Source organism: Micromonospora craniellae, assembly GCF_014764405.1.
In the GTDB taxonomy this organism is placed as follows: domain Bacteria; phylum Actinomycetota; class Actinomycetes; order Mycobacteriales; family Micromonosporaceae; genus Micromonospora; species Micromonospora craniellae.
The window spans coordinates 208,569-223,741 of record NZ_CP061725.1; the positions used below are offsets into that span (position 1 = coordinate 208,569).

Below are 15,173 nucleotides of genomic sequence, written 5' to 3' on the forward strand. Positions count from 1 at the left end.
CGCTCCGCCTGCCCCGCCGAGGAGGGACCGTGTCCGTCCACCTGCCGCCGTTGCCGCCCTCGACCGGTGACGGCTACCAGCCCGCCGGGCAGAGCATCGCCGCCACCATCGCCGACGAGCACCAGCAACTGCTGAGCCTGACCCGGCGCCTGGTCGAGCCGGGCCAGGCTCCCGCGCACGGCCGGGAGATCCTGGTCGCGGCGCTGTCCCGGCACCTGGCCGCCGAGGAGCAGTGCCTGCTGCCCGCCATCCGGCAGGCCCTCACCGACGCCGACCAGCCGGTCGCCGACGTCCTCGTCGGCGACGCCGCGCTGCTGATGGCGTTGCGCGGGCTGGACGACGCCCGTCTGGCCATCGTGGCCAGCCTGCTCGAGGCGCACGTGGTGGCGGTCGACGCCCTGGTGCAGCGGCTCTGCGAGGCGGCCACCGAGGAGGAGCTGATCCGCCTCGGCAACCGGCTGGATATCGCCGAGGAGGCCGCGCCGACCCGCCCGCACCCGGGGATCCCGCACACGCCGCCGTGGAACCGGATCGTCGAGCCGGCGGTGGCGCTGGTCGACAAGTTCCGGGACGCGGTCACCGGTCGGCACACCCAGCTCAGCGAGGTGGCGGAGCCGCCGCAACGCTGAGTCACCAGTGGGATGTTCATGGTCGTTGATCCGTCCGGGCCCTTCCGCCGGGATGCTCCATGGCCCTACCGTCACGCTATGAACCTGGAGTTGCGGCACCTGCGGGTGGTCTGCGCCATCGCCGAGACGGGCAGCGTGACCAAGGCGGCCTCCACGCTCGGCCTGGCGCAGCCGGCGCTGACCGCCCAGCTCCAGCGCATCGAACGGACCCTCGGCGGGCCGCTGTTCGAGCGGGACCGGCGCGGCGCCCGACCGACCGCCCTCGGTGAGCTGGTGCTCGCCCGGGCACGGGTGCTGCTGCCGGCGATGAAGGGACTCCAGGACGAGGCGGCCCGGCTGGCCGGGGCCGGCGACGCACCGCGCCGCTACCGCTTCGGCGGGGTGAACAGCCCGATCCTGGGCCGCCTGGTGCATCGACTCGCCGCCGAGCACCCACAGGCGCAGATCACCACCTACGCGTCCTGGTCGGTCGACGAGTTGGCGCAACTGGTCGCCGGTGGACGGCTGGACTACGCGCTGACCGGGGTGTGCGGCGACTCCACCCCGTCGGCGGACTACGGGCTGAGCTGGCGGGAGGTGGCCGTCGACCCGGTGATGGTACTGCTGCCGGAGATCCATCCGCTGGCCGGCCGCAGCGAGGTGGCGCTGGCCGAGCTGCGGCACGAGCAGTGGGTGGCGGCACCGGGTGACGGCTGCTTCGGTGACTGTTTCGCCGCCGCCTGCGCGCGGGCCGGATTCACCCCCCGCAAGCTGTACGAGGCCGACGTGCGCGGCTGCATCGACCTGGTGGACGCCGGCGAGGCGGTGGCGTTGTGCCAGGCCACGTTCCGCCCGGTGGCCGGCCTGGTGACCCGGCGGCTGGCCGGCAGTCCGCTGCGCTGGCGGCTGATGCTGGGCTGGCACCCGGAGTCCCCCGCCGCGCGGATGGCGGAACTGGTGCTGGACACGGCGCTGGTGGCGTACACCGACGCGCTCGCGCCGCATCCGGCGTACCTGGCCTGGCTGCTCGGCAATCCGGCCTTCGGGGTACGCCGTCCGGCGGCGACGGCCGACCGGGGACTGCGGAGCGCCTGACGGCGGGCGCGAACCGGCTGACGGCGGGTAATGGGCGGGTATCACCGACCCAGTCTGGAGAGCGAGTAGGACGTGCGCGGGGTGGTGTGAAAGGAGGGGTCCCCTGCTAACGCCTCCGGTATAGCAGGGGACCCCTCCTAACACCGCGCGCCCGCGTCCGCGACGGCGACGGCGACGGCGACGGCGTCACACCCGCGCATGCCCGCGCCCGGACCGGCGTCGGCGCACCCGAGAAGACGAGGACGTCAGCGTTCGACGAGGACGTCGTGCCCGAGGTCGAGCAGGGAGTGCCGCCACTCGTCGTCGGCGTTGCCCCGTCGGGGCTTCTCCGCCGTCAGCGACCGGATCCGCTCCACCGCCTCCCGCATCACCTCGATGTCCTCGGGCGTCAGGTCGACCTTGCGTTTGCGCAGCACCGCGAGGATCTGCCGGCCCGGCTCGGGCAGGTTCAGGTCCGGGTCCGGGCCGAACGCCTCCTCGCCGGAGCCCCGGGTCAGCAGCCATTGCCGGAGCTGCTCGGAGGGCACGTTGACCTCGGCGTGGAAGTCCTCCCAGAGCACCTCCACCTCGGGGTCGAGCCGCTGCTCGCGTACCATCACGCCTCCTCTCCGGACGGCGACCCGGAGTGCTCCGGGTGCCGCTCGTCGGTCTGCCCGCCCAGCCCCTCCGCCGGCACCTGCACCCGGGCGGGGTTGGCGGTCGGCGGCGCCAGGATCGGGTCGCTGCGTTCGTCGTCCCGGGCCTCGTCCGGTTCCGTCATCGCCTTGCCCTCTCCGGTCGTCGGTACCCGGCCGGTCAGCGGGGGTGGGTGGTGCCGGCAGTGGCGTGCCCGCGCGCGCCGGCCGCCACGTCGAAGGCGAGCTGGCCGTCCCGGGCGTCCACGGTGACCCGCTGACCGGGCGAGAGCTGCTGCTCCAGCAGCATCCGGGACAGGTGGTTGTCCACCTCCCGCTGGATCACCCGGCGCAGCGGCCGGGCGCCGAACTCGGGCTGGTAGCCGTGCTCGGCCAGCCAGTCCACCCCGGCCGTGGTGAAGTCCACCTCGATGTCCTGGGCGTGCAGCCGGCGCCGGGTCTCCTCCAGCAGCAGTCCGGCGATCTGCCGCAGTTGCTCGGCCTCCAGCCGCCGGAAGATGATCACTTCGTCGATACGGTTGAGGAACTCCGGCCGGAAGTTCTCCTGGAGCCGACGCATCAGCCGCTCCCGCAGCTCGTCGCTCTCCTGCTCGCTGCCGGGAGCACCCGCGCCGAAACCGACCGCGCGCTGGCTGCCGGTGATCAGCTCCGAGCCCAGGTTGCTCGTCATGATCAGTACGGTGTTCTTGAAGTTGACCGTCCGCCCCTGGCTGTCGGTGAGCCGCCCGTCGTCGAGCACCTGCAACAGGATGTTGAACACGTCGGGGTGGGCCTTCTCGATCTCGTCCAGCAGCACCACCGCGTACGGGCGGCGGCGCACCGCCTCGGTGAGCTGGCCGGCCTCCTCGTACCCGACGTAGCCGGGCGGGGCGCCGACCAGCCGGCTGACCGTGTGCCGTTCCTGGAACTCGCTCATGTCCACCCGGACCATCCGGTCGGCCTCGCCGAACAGCGCCTCGGCCAGGGCCCGGCCCAGTTCGGTCTTGCCCACGCCGGTCGGGCCGAGGAACAGGAAGCTGCCCATCGGGCGATTCGGATCGGCCAGTCCGGTCCGGGAACGGCGGACCGCCTCGGCGACCGCCCCGACCGCGTCCTCCTGCCCGACGACCTTCTCGTGCAGGTGCCCCTCCAGGCGCAGCAGCCGGTCCCGTTCCTCCTCGGTGAGCTGGCTGGCCGGGATGCCGGTGGCCCGGGAGACCACCTCGGCGATCTCGTCCGGCCCCACCTCGGGCACCTGGTTGTCGTTGCCGTCCTCGCCCCGGGCGCGCTGTACCTGCCGTTCCAGCTCGGCGACCCGGTCGCGCAGGGTGGAGGCACGTTCGTACTGCTCGTCGGCGACCGCCTGCTCCTTGTCCCGGCGTACCTCATCGAGCTGCTGCTCCAGGTCGCGCACGTCGGCGGCGGGCGTCCGGGTGCGCAACCGCACCCGGGCGCCGGCCTGGTCGATCAGGTCGATCGCCTTGTCCGGCAGGAAGCGGTCGGTGACGTACCGGTCGGACAGCTCGGCGGCGGTGACCAGCGCCTCGTCGGTGAACCGCACCTGGTGGTGGGCCTCGTAGCGGTCCCGCAGGCCGCGCAGGATGGAAACGGTGTCCTCGACGGTGGGCTCCGGCACGAAGACCGGCTGGAACCGTCGGGCCAGCGCGGCGTCCTTCTCGATGCTGCGGCGGTACTCGTCCAGCGTGGTCGCGCCGATCACCCGCAACTCGCCCCGGGCCAGCGCGGGCTTGAGCATGTTGGACGCGTCCATGCCGCCCTCGCTGCCGGCGCCGCCCGCGCCCACCAGGGTGTGGATCTCGTCCAGGAAGATGATCAGCTCGTCCCGGTGCGCCCGGATCTCGTCGATCACCTTCTTCAGGCGTTCCTCGAAGTCGCCCCGGTAGCGGGTGCCGGCGACCAGCCCGGCCAGGTCGAGCTGCACGACCCGCTTGCCGAGCAGGGTCTGCGGCACGTCGCCGTCGCAGATCCGTTCGGCAAGCCCCTCCACGATCGCGGTCTTGCCGACGCCCGCCTCCCCGATCAGGACCGGGTTGTTCTTGGTACGCCGGGACAGGATCTCCACCGCCTGCTCGATCTCGTCGGCGCGCCCGATCACCGGGTCGATCTGGTCGTTGCGGGCCAGGTCGGTGAGGTCCTGGCCGTACTGGTCGAGGGTGGGGGTGCCCCGGTCCGGGCGGGGATTGGTCATCGGTCCGCGTTCGGCGTTGGCGGCCTGCAACGACTCCGGCTGGATCCGGCCGGCGGCGAGCATCCGGCCGGCCGGCGACTCGGGGTTGAGCGGCAGCGCCATCAGGATGTGCTCGGGACCGATGTAGTTCGCCCCCATCGCCCGGGAGAGCTGGTGGGCGTCGAGCAGCGCCCGTTTGGCCGCCGGGGTGAGCGACAGGTTGGGCGGCACCTCGCCCTGCGGGGCGCCGTCGGCCCGCCCACCCAACGCGTTGAGCAGGGTGTCCGGGTCGGCGCCGGCCCGGCGTACCAGGTCCCGCAGCGGCTCGCGTTGCAGCGCCGCCCACAGCAGGTGGTCGGTGTCCAGGTCGCTGCTCTTCTTCTGGGCGGCCCGGCGTGCCGCGTCGGCCAGCATCTCGCGGGCGTCGGCGGTCATCAGCCGGGTGATGTCGACCCGGTGCGCGGGGCGCCGCCCGCCCTCACCCCGGCCGAAGTACCGAGCCAGAAACTCGTCCCACGGGTCGGAGCCGAAGTCGCCGGGTCCAATCATCTCTGTCCTCCGCGGTCGGCGCGAGACGGTCGGCACGGGCTACCCGGCCCGAGGCCGGACAAACGCCACCGGCGGGCACCGGCGGGGCGGCGCCGGGTGCCGGCACAGGCGAAACGCCGACCGGCCGGCGAGGCAGGCAGGGCGGCCGGGTGGATGGCAGGGTGGGCGGATGGAGTCGACTCCGCTGCTGATCGTGGACGCCGCCAACGTCGTCGGGTCCCGCCCGGACGGCTGGTGGCGGGACCGGGCCGGGGCCACCGTCCGGCTGCGGGACACGCTGGCCCCGGTGGGCGGGCGCGGCGTACCGCCGGAGGTGTCCCCACCGGTCGAGGTGGTGCTCGTGGTGGAGGGTGCCGCGCGGGGCGTACCCGGGGTCGACGGGGTGCGGGTGGTCCCGGCCGACGGGTCCGGGGACGACGCCGTGGTCGAGCTGGTGGCCGAGGCCGGCAACCGGCGACGGCTGGTGGTCACCGCCGACCGGGCGCTGCGGGACCGGGTCACCGCGCTCGGCGCGGAGGTGTACGGCCCCCGCTGGCTGCGCGGCTGACCGGGCGGCCGCGGCCCGGAGCGGTCGCCCTGCGTGATCTTCCGACCCCGGGTCCCACGAATCGGACTCGCCGCGCCTGCGGTCGACAACCGGTCAGTAGGGCAGCAACACTGACAGGGTATGTTCGTCCCCCAACCGGCATTCGTCCCCCAACCGGCATAGGCTCTAATGGAGTCCTCCCCGCCCCCAGGAGGTTCCGCGTGGCGAGCGTCGCCGAGCTCAAGGCAGCCATCGATATCGCGCTTCAGCAGATCGGTGACGGCCAGAGCGCCGTGCAGGCCGCCGGCGAGAAACTGGCCGAGGCACAGCAGACACTGGCCGGCGCGTTGGAGGGCAGCGGCCACACCACCGTCGAAGCGGCTCAGGCCTCGCTGACGCAGGCCAGCCAGGAGTTGGAGGAGTGCCTCGCCGCGACGCTCGTCGCGGTCGAGCAGGCCCAGCAGTACGTCGCGACGCTGTAGGGGCGGGCGTGTCCATCGTCGAGGACGTCGGCGCACAGGTGCGGGCCACCGCCGAGGATCTGCCCCTCGGTCTGCTGGGGCAGGCGCTGGAGAAGTTCGGGCTGGCCGCCGAGCGGCTGCGCTGGGTGCGGCAGGAGTCGGCGAACCCGATGGGCGTACCGGAGCTGTCCGCAGCCACCGAGCACGCCGAGACCGCCGGGTACGCGCTGCGCGTCGCCCAGGAGCAGCTCACCGCGTACCTGGCCGCTATCGGGCTGGCCCCCGACGGAGCCGCGCCGCCGCCGGCCGGTGAGCGTGAGCGCCGCCCGGTACACGACGCCCCCCGCACGGCCGAGCCGGTGGCCGACGCGCCGGAGGCCGCCGGTGAGATGCGGCTGCGCCGCTGGTGGTCGGTGCGGGTGGCGGAGCTGACCGGCGGCCGGGAGGGCCCGGCGGAGGAACCCGACGAACGCATCACCGACTCCCAGGAGTTGCTGCGCCGGGTGGTGCGCGGGGTCCGCTCCGGCGACCGCGACCGGCTGCACCGCGACCTGCGCGGCGCACACGCCGACGTCGGGTTGGGGCTGGCCGCGGTGGCCCCGCCGTTGCTGCGCGACCTCGCCGCCGAGCTGCTCGGCCACCCACCACGCGGCGACGACCTGTCCCGGCTGCGCCGCGAGCTGGACGGCCGGGTCCGGGACCTGCTCCCCGGCCTGCCCGCCCCGGTGCTGGACACGCTGCTGACCCGGGTCTGCCGGATGCCTCCGCCGCGCCGGGGCGAGGACGAGCAGCCACACGCGGCCGACCCGGCGGTCACCGCCGGGGTGCTCGCCGGCGTCCTGCTCGACCGCCTCGGCCGCGACCTCTCCGCCGACGGCGGTGAAAGGAAGGGCCCCCTGTTAACGCCTGAGGTAGTAAAGGGGTCCCCTCCTCACACCGGCGACGCACCCCGCGTGAGCACGCACGGCGCGAGCACACAGGGCGCGAGCACGCACAACGGAAGCGCGAACGGCGCGGGCACACCCGGCGCGAGGCCGTTCGGCGGATTCCGTCCGGCTCGACCGGGGCACGGTGTCGATGGCTGACCGGCGCAGCCAGCTGGTCGCCCGGGTCCGGGAACTGCTCGCCGAGGCACAAGGCGCGTCCCGTACCCGGTCCACCGCGGCCCAGACGACGCTGGCCGCCGCCCGGGACCGGGCGGTACGCGTACGCCGCGCGGCGTCCGGCGTACCGGAGCGGGTGGGTGCCGAACGGGACCGACGCCTCGCCGAGATCGACGCCCGGCACGCGTCGCGGCTGGCCGTCCTGGCCCGGCGGGCCGCAGAGGCAGCGGCCCGGGAGGCACCGGGCGCCGGCTCGGCGGACTGGCCGGGATGGCGGCCCACCCCGGCCACCCGTGGCGAGTCACCGGGTGCCACCCGGGTGGGCACCATCCGGCTGCCCGACGCCGAGCCGGTGCCGGCGCTGGTGTCGCTGCTCGACGGCGGGCACGTCGCGCTCGACGGCGACCCGGAGGGCTGCGCCGCAGTGGTGACGGCACTGCTGCTACGCAGCCTCGGCCGGGCCGCGCCCGGCAGCGTCCGGGTGGTCGGGTACGACCCGGACCACCTCGGCGGCGGGCTGGCCGGGTTCGCCCCGCTGGGCCCCGCCGGGCTGCTCACTTTCGTCGGCCCGGGTGGCCTGGGCCGGTTGCTGGACGACCTGGTGGAGCAGATCCGCCGGATCAACGAGACCGTGCTCGCCGGTGAGCACGCCTCGCTGCGGGAACTGGCCGCCGCGACCGACCGCCGGCCGGAGCCGTGGCGGGTGGCGGTGCTGCTCGGCGGGGACGAACTGTCCCGGCACGAGCGCGGCCAGCTCGACCGGGTGGTACGCGCCGGGGTGGCGTGCGGCGTCCACCTGATCGTGCGCGGAGTGCCGCTGCCCGACGACGCGACACTGACCCGGATCGCGGTCACCGCCGACGGTGCCCGGGTCGGCACCCTGCCGGTACGCCTCGACCCACCGCCGCCGGCCACCCTGGTCACCGAGACCTGCCGCCAGATCGCCTCGGTGGTCAGCGCCGGCCCGGCGCCCACCCCCTTCACCGACCTGCTGCCGCCGCCGGAGCAGATGTGGCAGGAGGATTCGGCGACCGGGTTGACCGCCCCGATCGGCGAGGGCCCGCAGGGTCGGCCGGTGCTGCTGACCCTCGGCGACTACCCGCCGCACGCGTTGATCGGAGGTCCGTCGGGCACCGGCAAGACCAACCTGATCTTCGCCTGGATCGGCGCCCTCGCCGCCCGCTACTCCCCCGCCGAGCTGGAGTTCTATCTGCTCGACTTCAAGGAGGGGGTGTCGTTCGCCCGGTTCGCCAAGGGGCGGCGGGACCCGAGCTGGCTGCCGCACATGCGGCTGGTCGGCATCAACGTCAACACCGACCGCGAGTTCGGCCTGGCGTTGCTGCGCTTCCTCGCCGAGGAGCTGCGCCGACGCGCCGACGCGGCGAAGAAGCACGAGGTCACCAAGCTGGCCGAGCTGCGCGCGGTGGACCCGACCGGGCACTGGCCCCGGATCGTGGCGGTGGTCGACGAGTTCCAGATGCTGCTGGCCGGCCGGGACGCGGTGGCCCGGGAGGCGGCCGACCTGCTGGAGGACCTGGCCCGCCGGGGCCGCTCGCAGGGCATCCACCTGGTGCTGGCCTCGCAGGACGTACGCGGCATCGAGGCGCTGTGGGGCCGCCCCGCGCTGGTCGCCCAGTTCACCCTGCGCATCGCCTTACCCAAGGCGCTGCGCATCCTCGCCGAACGCAACGACGCCGCGCAGTCGCTGCCGAAGTTCCACGCGGTGGTCAACGCCGAGTCGGGGCTGCCGGAGGGCAACGAGGTGGCCCGGATCCCGTCGGCCAGCGAGTGGGAGACCTGGAGCGAGTTGCAGCACCGGCTGTGGCGGATGCGGCCGGCCGAGGCCGCACCGGCCCGCCTCTTCGACGGCGACGCGATCCCGCGGCTGGCCGAGGCGCCGGACTTCCGGGCGCTGACCCCGCCGGAGGTCGGTACGCCGCGCGGCCCGGTCGCGCTGCTCGGCGAGATCATCGACGTGCAGGCCCGCTCGGCGGCGCTGCGGTTGCCCCGGGCCCCCGGGCGCAACCTGGCGGTGCTGGGCACCCGGATCGACGAGGCGTGTGCGGTGCTGGACGCGGCGGCCCGCTCGCTGGCCCGGCAGCACCGGCCCGGCACCGCCCGGTTCTCCATCGCCTGCCTGGACCCGGACGCCGACCCGGCGGCGCGGGCGCTCTACGAGGACCTCGCCGACGACGCCGCCTGGTACGACGAGGAGACGGTGGCCGAGCTGATGGCCGAGACCGCCGACGGCATCGGCGGGCCCGGCGCCGGCGGGGGGCCGCACTACCTGCTGCTGTTCGCCGTCGACGCGGCGGCCGGCGCGCTCGCCGCGCGGGTCGGCAGGTCCACCGGGCTGGAGCACCTGCGCCGGATCCTGCACGACGGCCCGGAGCGGCGTACCCACGTGCTGGCCTGGTGGCGGGGCGTGGCCCGGATGAAGGCCGACCTGGGTGGCACGGGCGCCCGCACCGACCAGATCGGCGCCTGGGTGGCCCTGGACACCCATGGCGGGGACCTGAGCGGGCCGCTGTACCCGGGCAGCGGCGGGCCGGACTGGTATCCCCGGCCGTGGCGGGGGCTCTTCTTCGACCGGGCGGTGCACCGCACCGGGCAGACCATCATCCCCTACGGACCGGCCCGATGAACGAACCGGTGACCAGCGAGACCTACGCGGCCCAGCTCCGGCGGCTCGCCGAGTTGACCGCGCGGGTGCAGGAGCAGCGCGCCGAGGCGAATGCCTGGCACGCGCAGCAGTGCGCGGCGGCCGACCGCGCGGTGGCCGAGTCGGCCGACGAGGTCAACCGGGCCGAGCGGGAACTGGCCGCGGCCCGCGAGTCGCAGGAACTGGTGGACGCCGAGACGGCGATCCTGTGGCAGGAGCTGAACGGCCGGCTGGGCGGCGGCGGGCGGCGGGCGGGCGCCCCGCCGGCACCGGCCCAGGACGCCGCCGGCGACCCGATGCCGCTGCTGGACGCCGCGCGGGACCTGCTGCGCCGCACGCGCCAGCCGGGCGAGCTGCCGAACAGCGTGAACGCGCTGCTGGCGCTCTGCGGGGTGGTCGGTGCGGTGCTGGCGTACGCGCTGGGTGCGGGGGCCCGGGCGCTGGGCGGACGCGCCGACGGTGAGCTGGGCGTCGGCCTGCCGGTGCTGGCGCTGGTGGTGACGCTGCTCGGCCCGGTGATCGGGCTGGTGCCGGCCCGGGTGCTGGCCGACCGGCGGCACGCGGTGCTGAGCCCGCGACCGGTGATCGTGGTGGTGCTCGCCGGCCTGGTCACCACCCTGCTGCTGCTGATCGTGACCTGAGTCGACCCGGCCGCGCCGGGACCGGCCCGGTGGCCGGAATGGCGACGTGACTGGCCGGTGGCCAGGGCTGCGACCGGGCCCGGCATCATGCGGTGCCGGGCCGGGTGCCGTCACGCGGGGACGAGCACGGCCTCGCGCAGCAGGCGGCGGGTGAGGGTGAGACGGTCGGTGTCGGCGTCGAGGCCGGGCAGGTCACCGACCCGGACGACCGTCCCGGCGAGCAGGACCCGCAGCGCCGGTGCGCACTGCGCCGGCAGCGTGACAGCTCGGTCGAACAGCCGCAGCACCACCTGCTCGTCCCGCTCGTCGAGCTGCCGACGCAGCCCGGGACGGACGGTCACCCGGCTGTCGGCGTCCAGCGCGGCGATCGCTTCGGCCTGCGCGAGCGGTCGTAGCGGCGCCGGACGCGACGCCGGCCAGGCGCGGTGCCGCAGCCGGGCCGCGACCTTGCCCGGGTCGGCCCGCAGCAGCCAGTCGCGCAGCGCCTCCACGGTCTCGGTCAGCTCCGGCTCGATGGCGTCCGGGTCGGCCAGGTCGGTGCCGAACGGCAGCGTGGCCCGCAGCCGGCGGTCCTCGGCGGCCAGCGCGAGCAACTCCTCGACCAGGGCGTACCGGGTCAACGCGCGGATGCCGACGGTCAGGTGCAGGGAGCTGGACTCCTGGGCCTCGGCGCTGTGCAGCCAGCCTCGGGGCAGGTAGAGCGCGTCACCCGGTTCGAGCACCACGTCCAGCGCGGGTTCTCCCTGGGCGGTGGCGGTGACCTCGTCGGCCCGGCCACCCCACTGCTGGCGTTCCAGCGGTTCCGGCAGCACCGGCGGGTGGACACGCCAGTGTTTGCGGCCGTCGACCTGGAGCACGAACACGTCGTGGGTGTCGTAGTGGGTGGCGAAGCCCTGGTTGCCGGCCGGCGTCAGGTAGGCGTTGACCTGCATCGGCTGCCCGACGGCCAGACTGAGGTCGCGGGTGAAGTCGATCAGCGCCGGCCAGGTGCGGTGCAGGCCCTGCAGGACGAGGGTGGCCCCGTCGGCGTACAGCTGCATGACCTTCTCGTCGAGGACCTGGTCGCCGATCTCGGCGCCGGCACCGCCGCCGCCCGTGTACCGCGCCGCCGGCAGCACCTGGCCGTCCTTGGCCACCCGCAGGAAGGGGGTACGCAGGCCGCGCCGACTGAGCAGCTCGTCGGCGTCGGCGGGGCTGAGCAGGTCGGTGAAGCCCGCCGGGTTGGGCAGCCCGGCGGCGCGGGACAGCAGCGGGGTCTGCCCCCAGTGGGCGGCGGCGAACTTGGCCGGCTCCACGCTGACGCACCGGGCCAACACCGCCTCAGCGGTCGACGCCGATCCGCCGCCGGCTGCCGCCGCCTCGGCGACGCCGTGCGGGGCTGCTGTGTCGCGGGGTGCCGCTCCCGGGGGTGCGGACGGGACCGCCGGGCGGCCGTGGCCGCCCGGCGGGTCGAGTCGCGTCATCGCCTAGCGCGCGGCGCCGTCGGCGCCACCGTCGTGCTGGCCCGGGGTCGCCCCGCCGTCCGCCGGACCCTCGGCACTACCGTCCGCGCCACCGTCGTGCTGGCCCGGGGTCGCCCCGCCGTCCGCCGGACCCTCGGCACTACCGTCCGCGCCACCGTCGTGCTGGCCCGGGGTCGCCCCGCCATCGGCCGGACCCTCGAGCCCGCCGCCGCTGGTGGTCTGCATGTCATCGTCGTTGAGTGGCATCGTGCTCCCTCGGATCAACCCGATCCCGCCGTCGGTCGGGTGCGTCGTGCGGCGGGTGTTACCCCGCGCCCGATCTTCTCTAACCACGCTGCACCCCACCGTAGACGCCCGCACCGCCCCACACGCGCCGTTCGCAGGTTAGGCGGGTGGCAGGATGGACGGACCCGACCCGACCGGACGGAGATGCCGATGGACACGCCGCTCACCCCGGTGACCGAGGACTGGCAGCGCGCACTGGCGATCGTGGCGCATCCGGACGACCTGGAGTTCGGTGCCGCCGCGGCGATCGCCCGCTGGACCGGCCAGGGCAAGCAGGTCGTGTACTGCCTGGTGACCAGCGGCGAGGCCGGCATCGACGGGATGGCTCCGCCGCAGGCCCGCGCGGTACGCGAGCAGGAACAGCGCGCCTCGGCGGAGCTGGTGGGCGTGGACACCGTGGAGTTCCTCGGCCTGCCCGACGGGATCCTGGAGTACGGCGTACCGCTGCGCCGGGAACTGGCCGCCGTGGTGCGCCGACACCGTCCGGAGGTCGTCATCACGAACAACTTCCGGGAGACCTGGGACGGCGCGGACACCCTCAACCAGGCCGACCACATCGCGGTGGGCCACGCCACGCTGGACGCGGTCCGGGACGCCGGCAACCGGTGGATCTTCCCCGAGCAGCTGACCGGCGAGGTCGAGCCGTGGGGTGGGGTGCGTCAGGTGTGGGCGGCCTCGTCGCCGCGCTCCCAGCACGGGGTGGACACCACCGAGACGTTCGCGCAGGGGGTGGCGTCGCTGCTGGCGCACGACGCGTACCTGACCGGGCTGGGTGACGGCAGTTTCGACGCCGAGGAGTTCCTGGAGGGCGGGGCGCGGCCGGTCGGGAGCCGGCTGGGCGTGCGCTACGGCACCTCGTTCGAGGTGTTCCACTTCGACCTCTGGTAGCCCACGGCCCACCCCACGCAGGGCGGGGCGGGCCGGTTCGTGCCGGTGCACGGGTCAGGGCATGATCCGGGCCAGGTCGGCGGGCATGGTGTCCAGCACCACCTGGACCACCTGCTCCGGGCCGCCCTCCACGTCGTACGGGAAGCCCTGGCGGACCTCGTACAGGAAGTCGTCCCGGTTCAGCTTGATCGGCACGTTCGAGGGCTGCCAGCCGTCGAAGTAGATGCCGCGCACCACCATCGGCAACTGGACGGAGAACTCCACGCTCTCCTCGACCGGCATCCGGTCGCGCAGCAGGTGCAGCACCGTCCGCAGCGCCGCGTACGACTGATTGCGCTGCTCCTTCGGCCACCCGTACGTCTGCTCGATGTCCTTGAGAATCAGGATGGTCTTGTCCATCGAGGACTCGACCGCCGACTCGAACCGCTCAGCCATCCGTCCACCCCCGTAGGTCGGTCTCCCACCGTCGGTCGTCGTGCCGTCGCGGCGGCCCCACCGGGCCGCGCCGGGGCCGGACCGGGCTGCTCCGCCCGGCTCGCGGCGCCCGCCGGACCTGGCCGGACGCGCCGACGACACGCAGCACCGCGTCCCGTCGCCAGCGTGGTACCACCCGAGCCGTCATCGTCAGCCACCTCCGTGTCGCCCCCCACCCCCGGCCCGCCGAGTTGATCAAGAAGTTTGGGCGCTCATTCCGCACGCGCCAGGTCCCCAACTTCTTGATCAACCGGGTGGGGGCGGGTGGGGGCGAGGCAGCGCCGGTCGACCTTCAGCAGGGTCCGGTCGGTCCAGGAGGCGGTTCCCACCCTGATCTCGCCCATGGGTGAGGTCCCCGCCGCGTCCCGGACCGACCGGTCGCCGCCGGCTCAGGCAGCCCGACGCTCGCGCGTCTGCTTGCAGGTCACGCAGGTGGTCGCCGACGGGAAGATCTCCAGCCGTTCCACCGGGATCGGCGAGGTGCAGCCCTCGCAGAAGCCGTAGGTGCCCTCGGCGAGGCGCGTCAACGCGTGCTCGTACTGGGCACGCCGGTCCAGGATGGTCCGCAGCAGCGACTGCGCGGTGTCCCGCTCGGCGGTCTTGGTGCCGCTGTCGGCCTGGTCGTCGCCGGCGGTGTCGCCGACCTCGACCAGCCGCAGCACGTGGCTCTGCTGCACCGCCTGCTCGTACTCCGCGGACAGCTCGTCGTGGCGGGCCTGCAGGGAGAGTCGGATCTGGTCGATCTCCTCCTGGGATCGGCCCGTGCCGACCGTGTCGTGGACGAGCATGGCTGCCTGCCTTTCCTGGTCCTCATCGTCATCGCGGACGGGCCTGTCCCCACCCGGTCATACCGCCCAGGCGAGGACACCCGGGCGCCGTGAGCCCCGCGAGTACCCGGTGCGTCCGCAGGTCAAACCGGGTCGTCGCCGGGTTCCACGATCGCCGGTCGGCGCGGGTCGTCGGCCCGCACCACCACATCGGCGAAGTCGGCCGGTGCGACCTCGTCGGCGTACCGGGCGAACGCGGGCAGCGTCCAGGCCAGGTCGGGGTCGGTGCGCCGGCGCAGCGCGGCGGGCGACAGCTCCAGGTGGACGACGACGTCGAAGGGCAGTCCGCCGCCGAGCAGGAACGTGCCGCTGACCAGCACCACGCCGCCGGGCCCGAGTTCGAGGTAGCCGGCCCGGCTGGCCCGGTCGGCCCGGGCGTCCCAGAGCGAGGGCAGTACCCGACCGGAGCCGTGGGGCCCGGTCGGGTCGAGCACCTCGCGGCGTAGGCCGGCCTCGTCGACCCAGCCCTCGTAGTAGGCGTCCGGATTGGTACGTCCGCGTTCCAGACGTACCGAGGCGGGGCGGAGGAAGTCCTCGGCCCGGACGTGCAACACCGGGCGGCCGAGGGTGCGCAGCGGGTCGATCAGGGCGGCGGCCAGGTCGTCGGGGCGGGCGGCGGGGGCGCCGTCCACGGCGACCCGCAGCCGTCGCGTCGGCGCGGCGTCGGCGAACCGCTCGGCCAGCTCGGCGACGAGCAGCTCTGGTGAGACCGGACGTACCCGCATCCGACCATCGTGCCCGGATCGCCGTCGGCTGTTCGTCGTGACCCGGCCGGCGGGCGCGCTCGGG

The 15,173-nt window shown here is 74.6% G+C and carries 16 protein-coding genes; 8 read left to right on the plus strand and 8 right to left on the minus strand.

Annotation, left to right across the window (positions count from 1 at the left end):
• The first annotated feature begins 29 nt into the window (after nucleotides 1–29).
• Both ID554_RS00925 and ID554_RS00930 read left to right on the plus strand, forming a co-directional pair.
• A complete protein-coding gene (locus tag ID554_RS00925; RefSeq protein ID WP_117229818.1) occupies nucleotides 30–629 on the plus strand; it encodes a hemerythrin domain-containing protein in 600 nt (199 codons plus the stop codon).
• A 78-nt stretch (nucleotides 630–707) separates the two neighbouring features.
• A complete protein-coding gene (locus ID554_RS00930; RefSeq protein ID WP_117229817.1) occupies nucleotides 708–1,703 on the plus strand; it encodes a LysR family transcriptional regulator in 996 nt (331 codons plus the stop codon).
• 245 nt (nucleotides 1,704–1,948) lie between these two features.
• Here ID554_RS00930 and ID554_RS00935 read toward each other — a convergent pair whose 3' ends face one another.
• The 3 genes from ID554_RS00935 to ID554_RS00945 are packed head-to-tail and all read right to left on the minus strand — an operon-like array spanning nucleotide 1,949 to nucleotide 5,054.
• Nucleotides 1,949–2,299: a DUF3140 domain-containing protein gene (locus ID554_RS00935; RefSeq protein ID WP_117229839.1), complete on the minus strand. Its 351-nt coding sequence runs from the start codon at nucleotides 2,297–2,299 to the stop codon at nucleotides 1,949–1,951.
• Nucleotides 2,299–2,463: a hypothetical protein gene (locus ID554_RS00940; protein ID WP_158573797.1), complete on the minus strand. Its 165-nt coding sequence runs from the start codon at nucleotides 2,461–2,463 to the stop codon at nucleotides 2,299–2,301. The genes ID554_RS00935 and ID554_RS00940 overlap by 1 nt, the downstream gene beginning before the upstream one ends.
• Before the next feature lie 35 nt (nucleotides 2,464–2,498).
• A complete protein-coding gene (locus tag ID554_RS00945) occupies nucleotides 2,499–5,054 on the minus strand; it encodes an ATP-dependent Clp protease ATP-binding subunit (RefSeq protein ID WP_117229816.1) in 2,556 nt (851 codons plus the stop codon).
• Nucleotides 5,055–5,223: 169 nt separating this feature from the next.
• Between ID554_RS00945 and ID554_RS00950 the strand changes: the two genes are divergently transcribed.
• From ID554_RS00950 to ID554_RS00970, 5 genes are all read left to right on the plus strand, one after another.
• On the plus strand, nucleotides 5,224–5,601 hold the full coding sequence (locus ID554_RS00950; RefSeq protein WP_117229815.1) for a hypothetical protein: 378 nt from the start codon (nucleotides 5,224–5,226) through the stop codon (nucleotides 5,599–5,601).
• 200 nt (nucleotides 5,602–5,801) lie between these two features.
• A complete protein-coding gene (locus ID554_RS00955; protein ID WP_013734364.1) occupies nucleotides 5,802–6,062 on the plus strand; it encodes a hypothetical protein in 261 nt (86 codons plus the stop codon).
• Between the two features lie 8 nt (nucleotides 6,063–6,070).
• Nucleotides 6,071–7,126: a hypothetical protein gene (locus ID554_RS00960; protein ID WP_223884386.1), complete on the plus strand. Its 1,056-nt coding sequence runs from the start codon at nucleotides 6,071–6,073 to the stop codon at nucleotides 7,124–7,126.
• The gene (locus ID554_RS00965) at nucleotides 7,119–9,788 is read left to right on the plus strand and encodes an FtsK/SpoIIIE domain-containing protein (protein WP_117229813.1); all 2,670 of its coding nucleotides are present in this window, start codon (nucleotides 7,119–7,121) and stop codon (nucleotides 9,786–9,788) included. Before ID554_RS00960 ends, ID554_RS00965 begins: the two co-directional genes overlap by 8 nt.
• Nucleotides 9,785–10,447, plus strand: coding sequence for a hypothetical protein (locus tag ID554_RS00970; RefSeq protein WP_117229812.1), 663 nt, complete (start codon nucleotides 9,785–9,787; stop codon nucleotides 10,445–10,447). Before ID554_RS00965 ends, ID554_RS00970 begins: the two co-directional genes overlap by 4 nt.
• A 110-nt stretch (nucleotides 10,448–10,557) precedes the next feature.
• Here the strand turns inward: ID554_RS00970 and ID554_RS00975 are convergent, their stop codons facing one another.
• Nucleotides 10,558–11,910 carry a cupin domain-containing protein gene (locus ID554_RS00975; RefSeq protein WP_117229810.1) on the minus strand — a complete coding sequence of 451 codons (1,353 nt, stop codon included), beginning with the start codon at nucleotides 11,908–11,910 and terminating at the stop codon, nucleotides 10,558–10,560.
• A gap of 3 nt (nucleotides 11,911–11,913) precedes the next feature.
• Nucleotides 11,914–12,156 (minus strand): hypothetical protein, encoded by a 243-nt coding sequence (locus tag ID554_RS00980; RefSeq protein ID WP_117229809.1) that lies wholly within the window; start codon nucleotides 12,154–12,156, stop codon nucleotides 11,914–11,916.
• A gap of 183 nt (nucleotides 12,157–12,339) precedes the next feature.
• On the opposite strand from ID554_RS00980, the gene ID554_RS00985 reads away from it, so the two are divergent.
• Entirely contained in the window at nucleotides 12,340–13,083 is a 744-nt protein-coding gene (locus tag ID554_RS00985; RefSeq protein ID WP_396888445.1) for a PIG-L deacetylase family protein, read from the plus strand.
• A 54-nt stretch (nucleotides 13,084–13,137) separates the two neighbouring features.
• Here ID554_RS00985 and ID554_RS00990 read toward each other — a convergent pair whose 3' ends face one another.
• From ID554_RS00990 to ID554_RS01000, 3 genes are all read right to left on the minus strand, one after another.
• Nucleotides 13,138–13,518 carry a DUF2267 domain-containing protein gene (locus tag ID554_RS00990; RefSeq protein WP_117229808.1) on the minus strand — a complete coding sequence of 127 codons (381 nt, stop codon included), beginning with the start codon at nucleotides 13,516–13,518 and terminating at the stop codon, nucleotides 13,138–13,140.
• Between the two features lie 428 nt (nucleotides 13,519–13,946).
• Nucleotides 13,947–14,345, minus strand: coding sequence for a TraR/DksA family transcriptional regulator (locus tag ID554_RS00995; protein WP_117229805.1), 399 nt, complete (start codon nucleotides 14,343–14,345; stop codon nucleotides 13,947–13,949).
• Nucleotides 14,346–14,467: 122 nt separating this feature from the next.
• A complete protein-coding gene (locus tag ID554_RS01000; protein ID WP_117229803.1) occupies nucleotides 14,468–15,109 on the minus strand; it encodes a nucleoside/nucleotide kinase family protein in 642 nt (213 codons plus the stop codon).
• Nucleotides 15,110–15,173 lie beyond the last annotated feature (64 nt).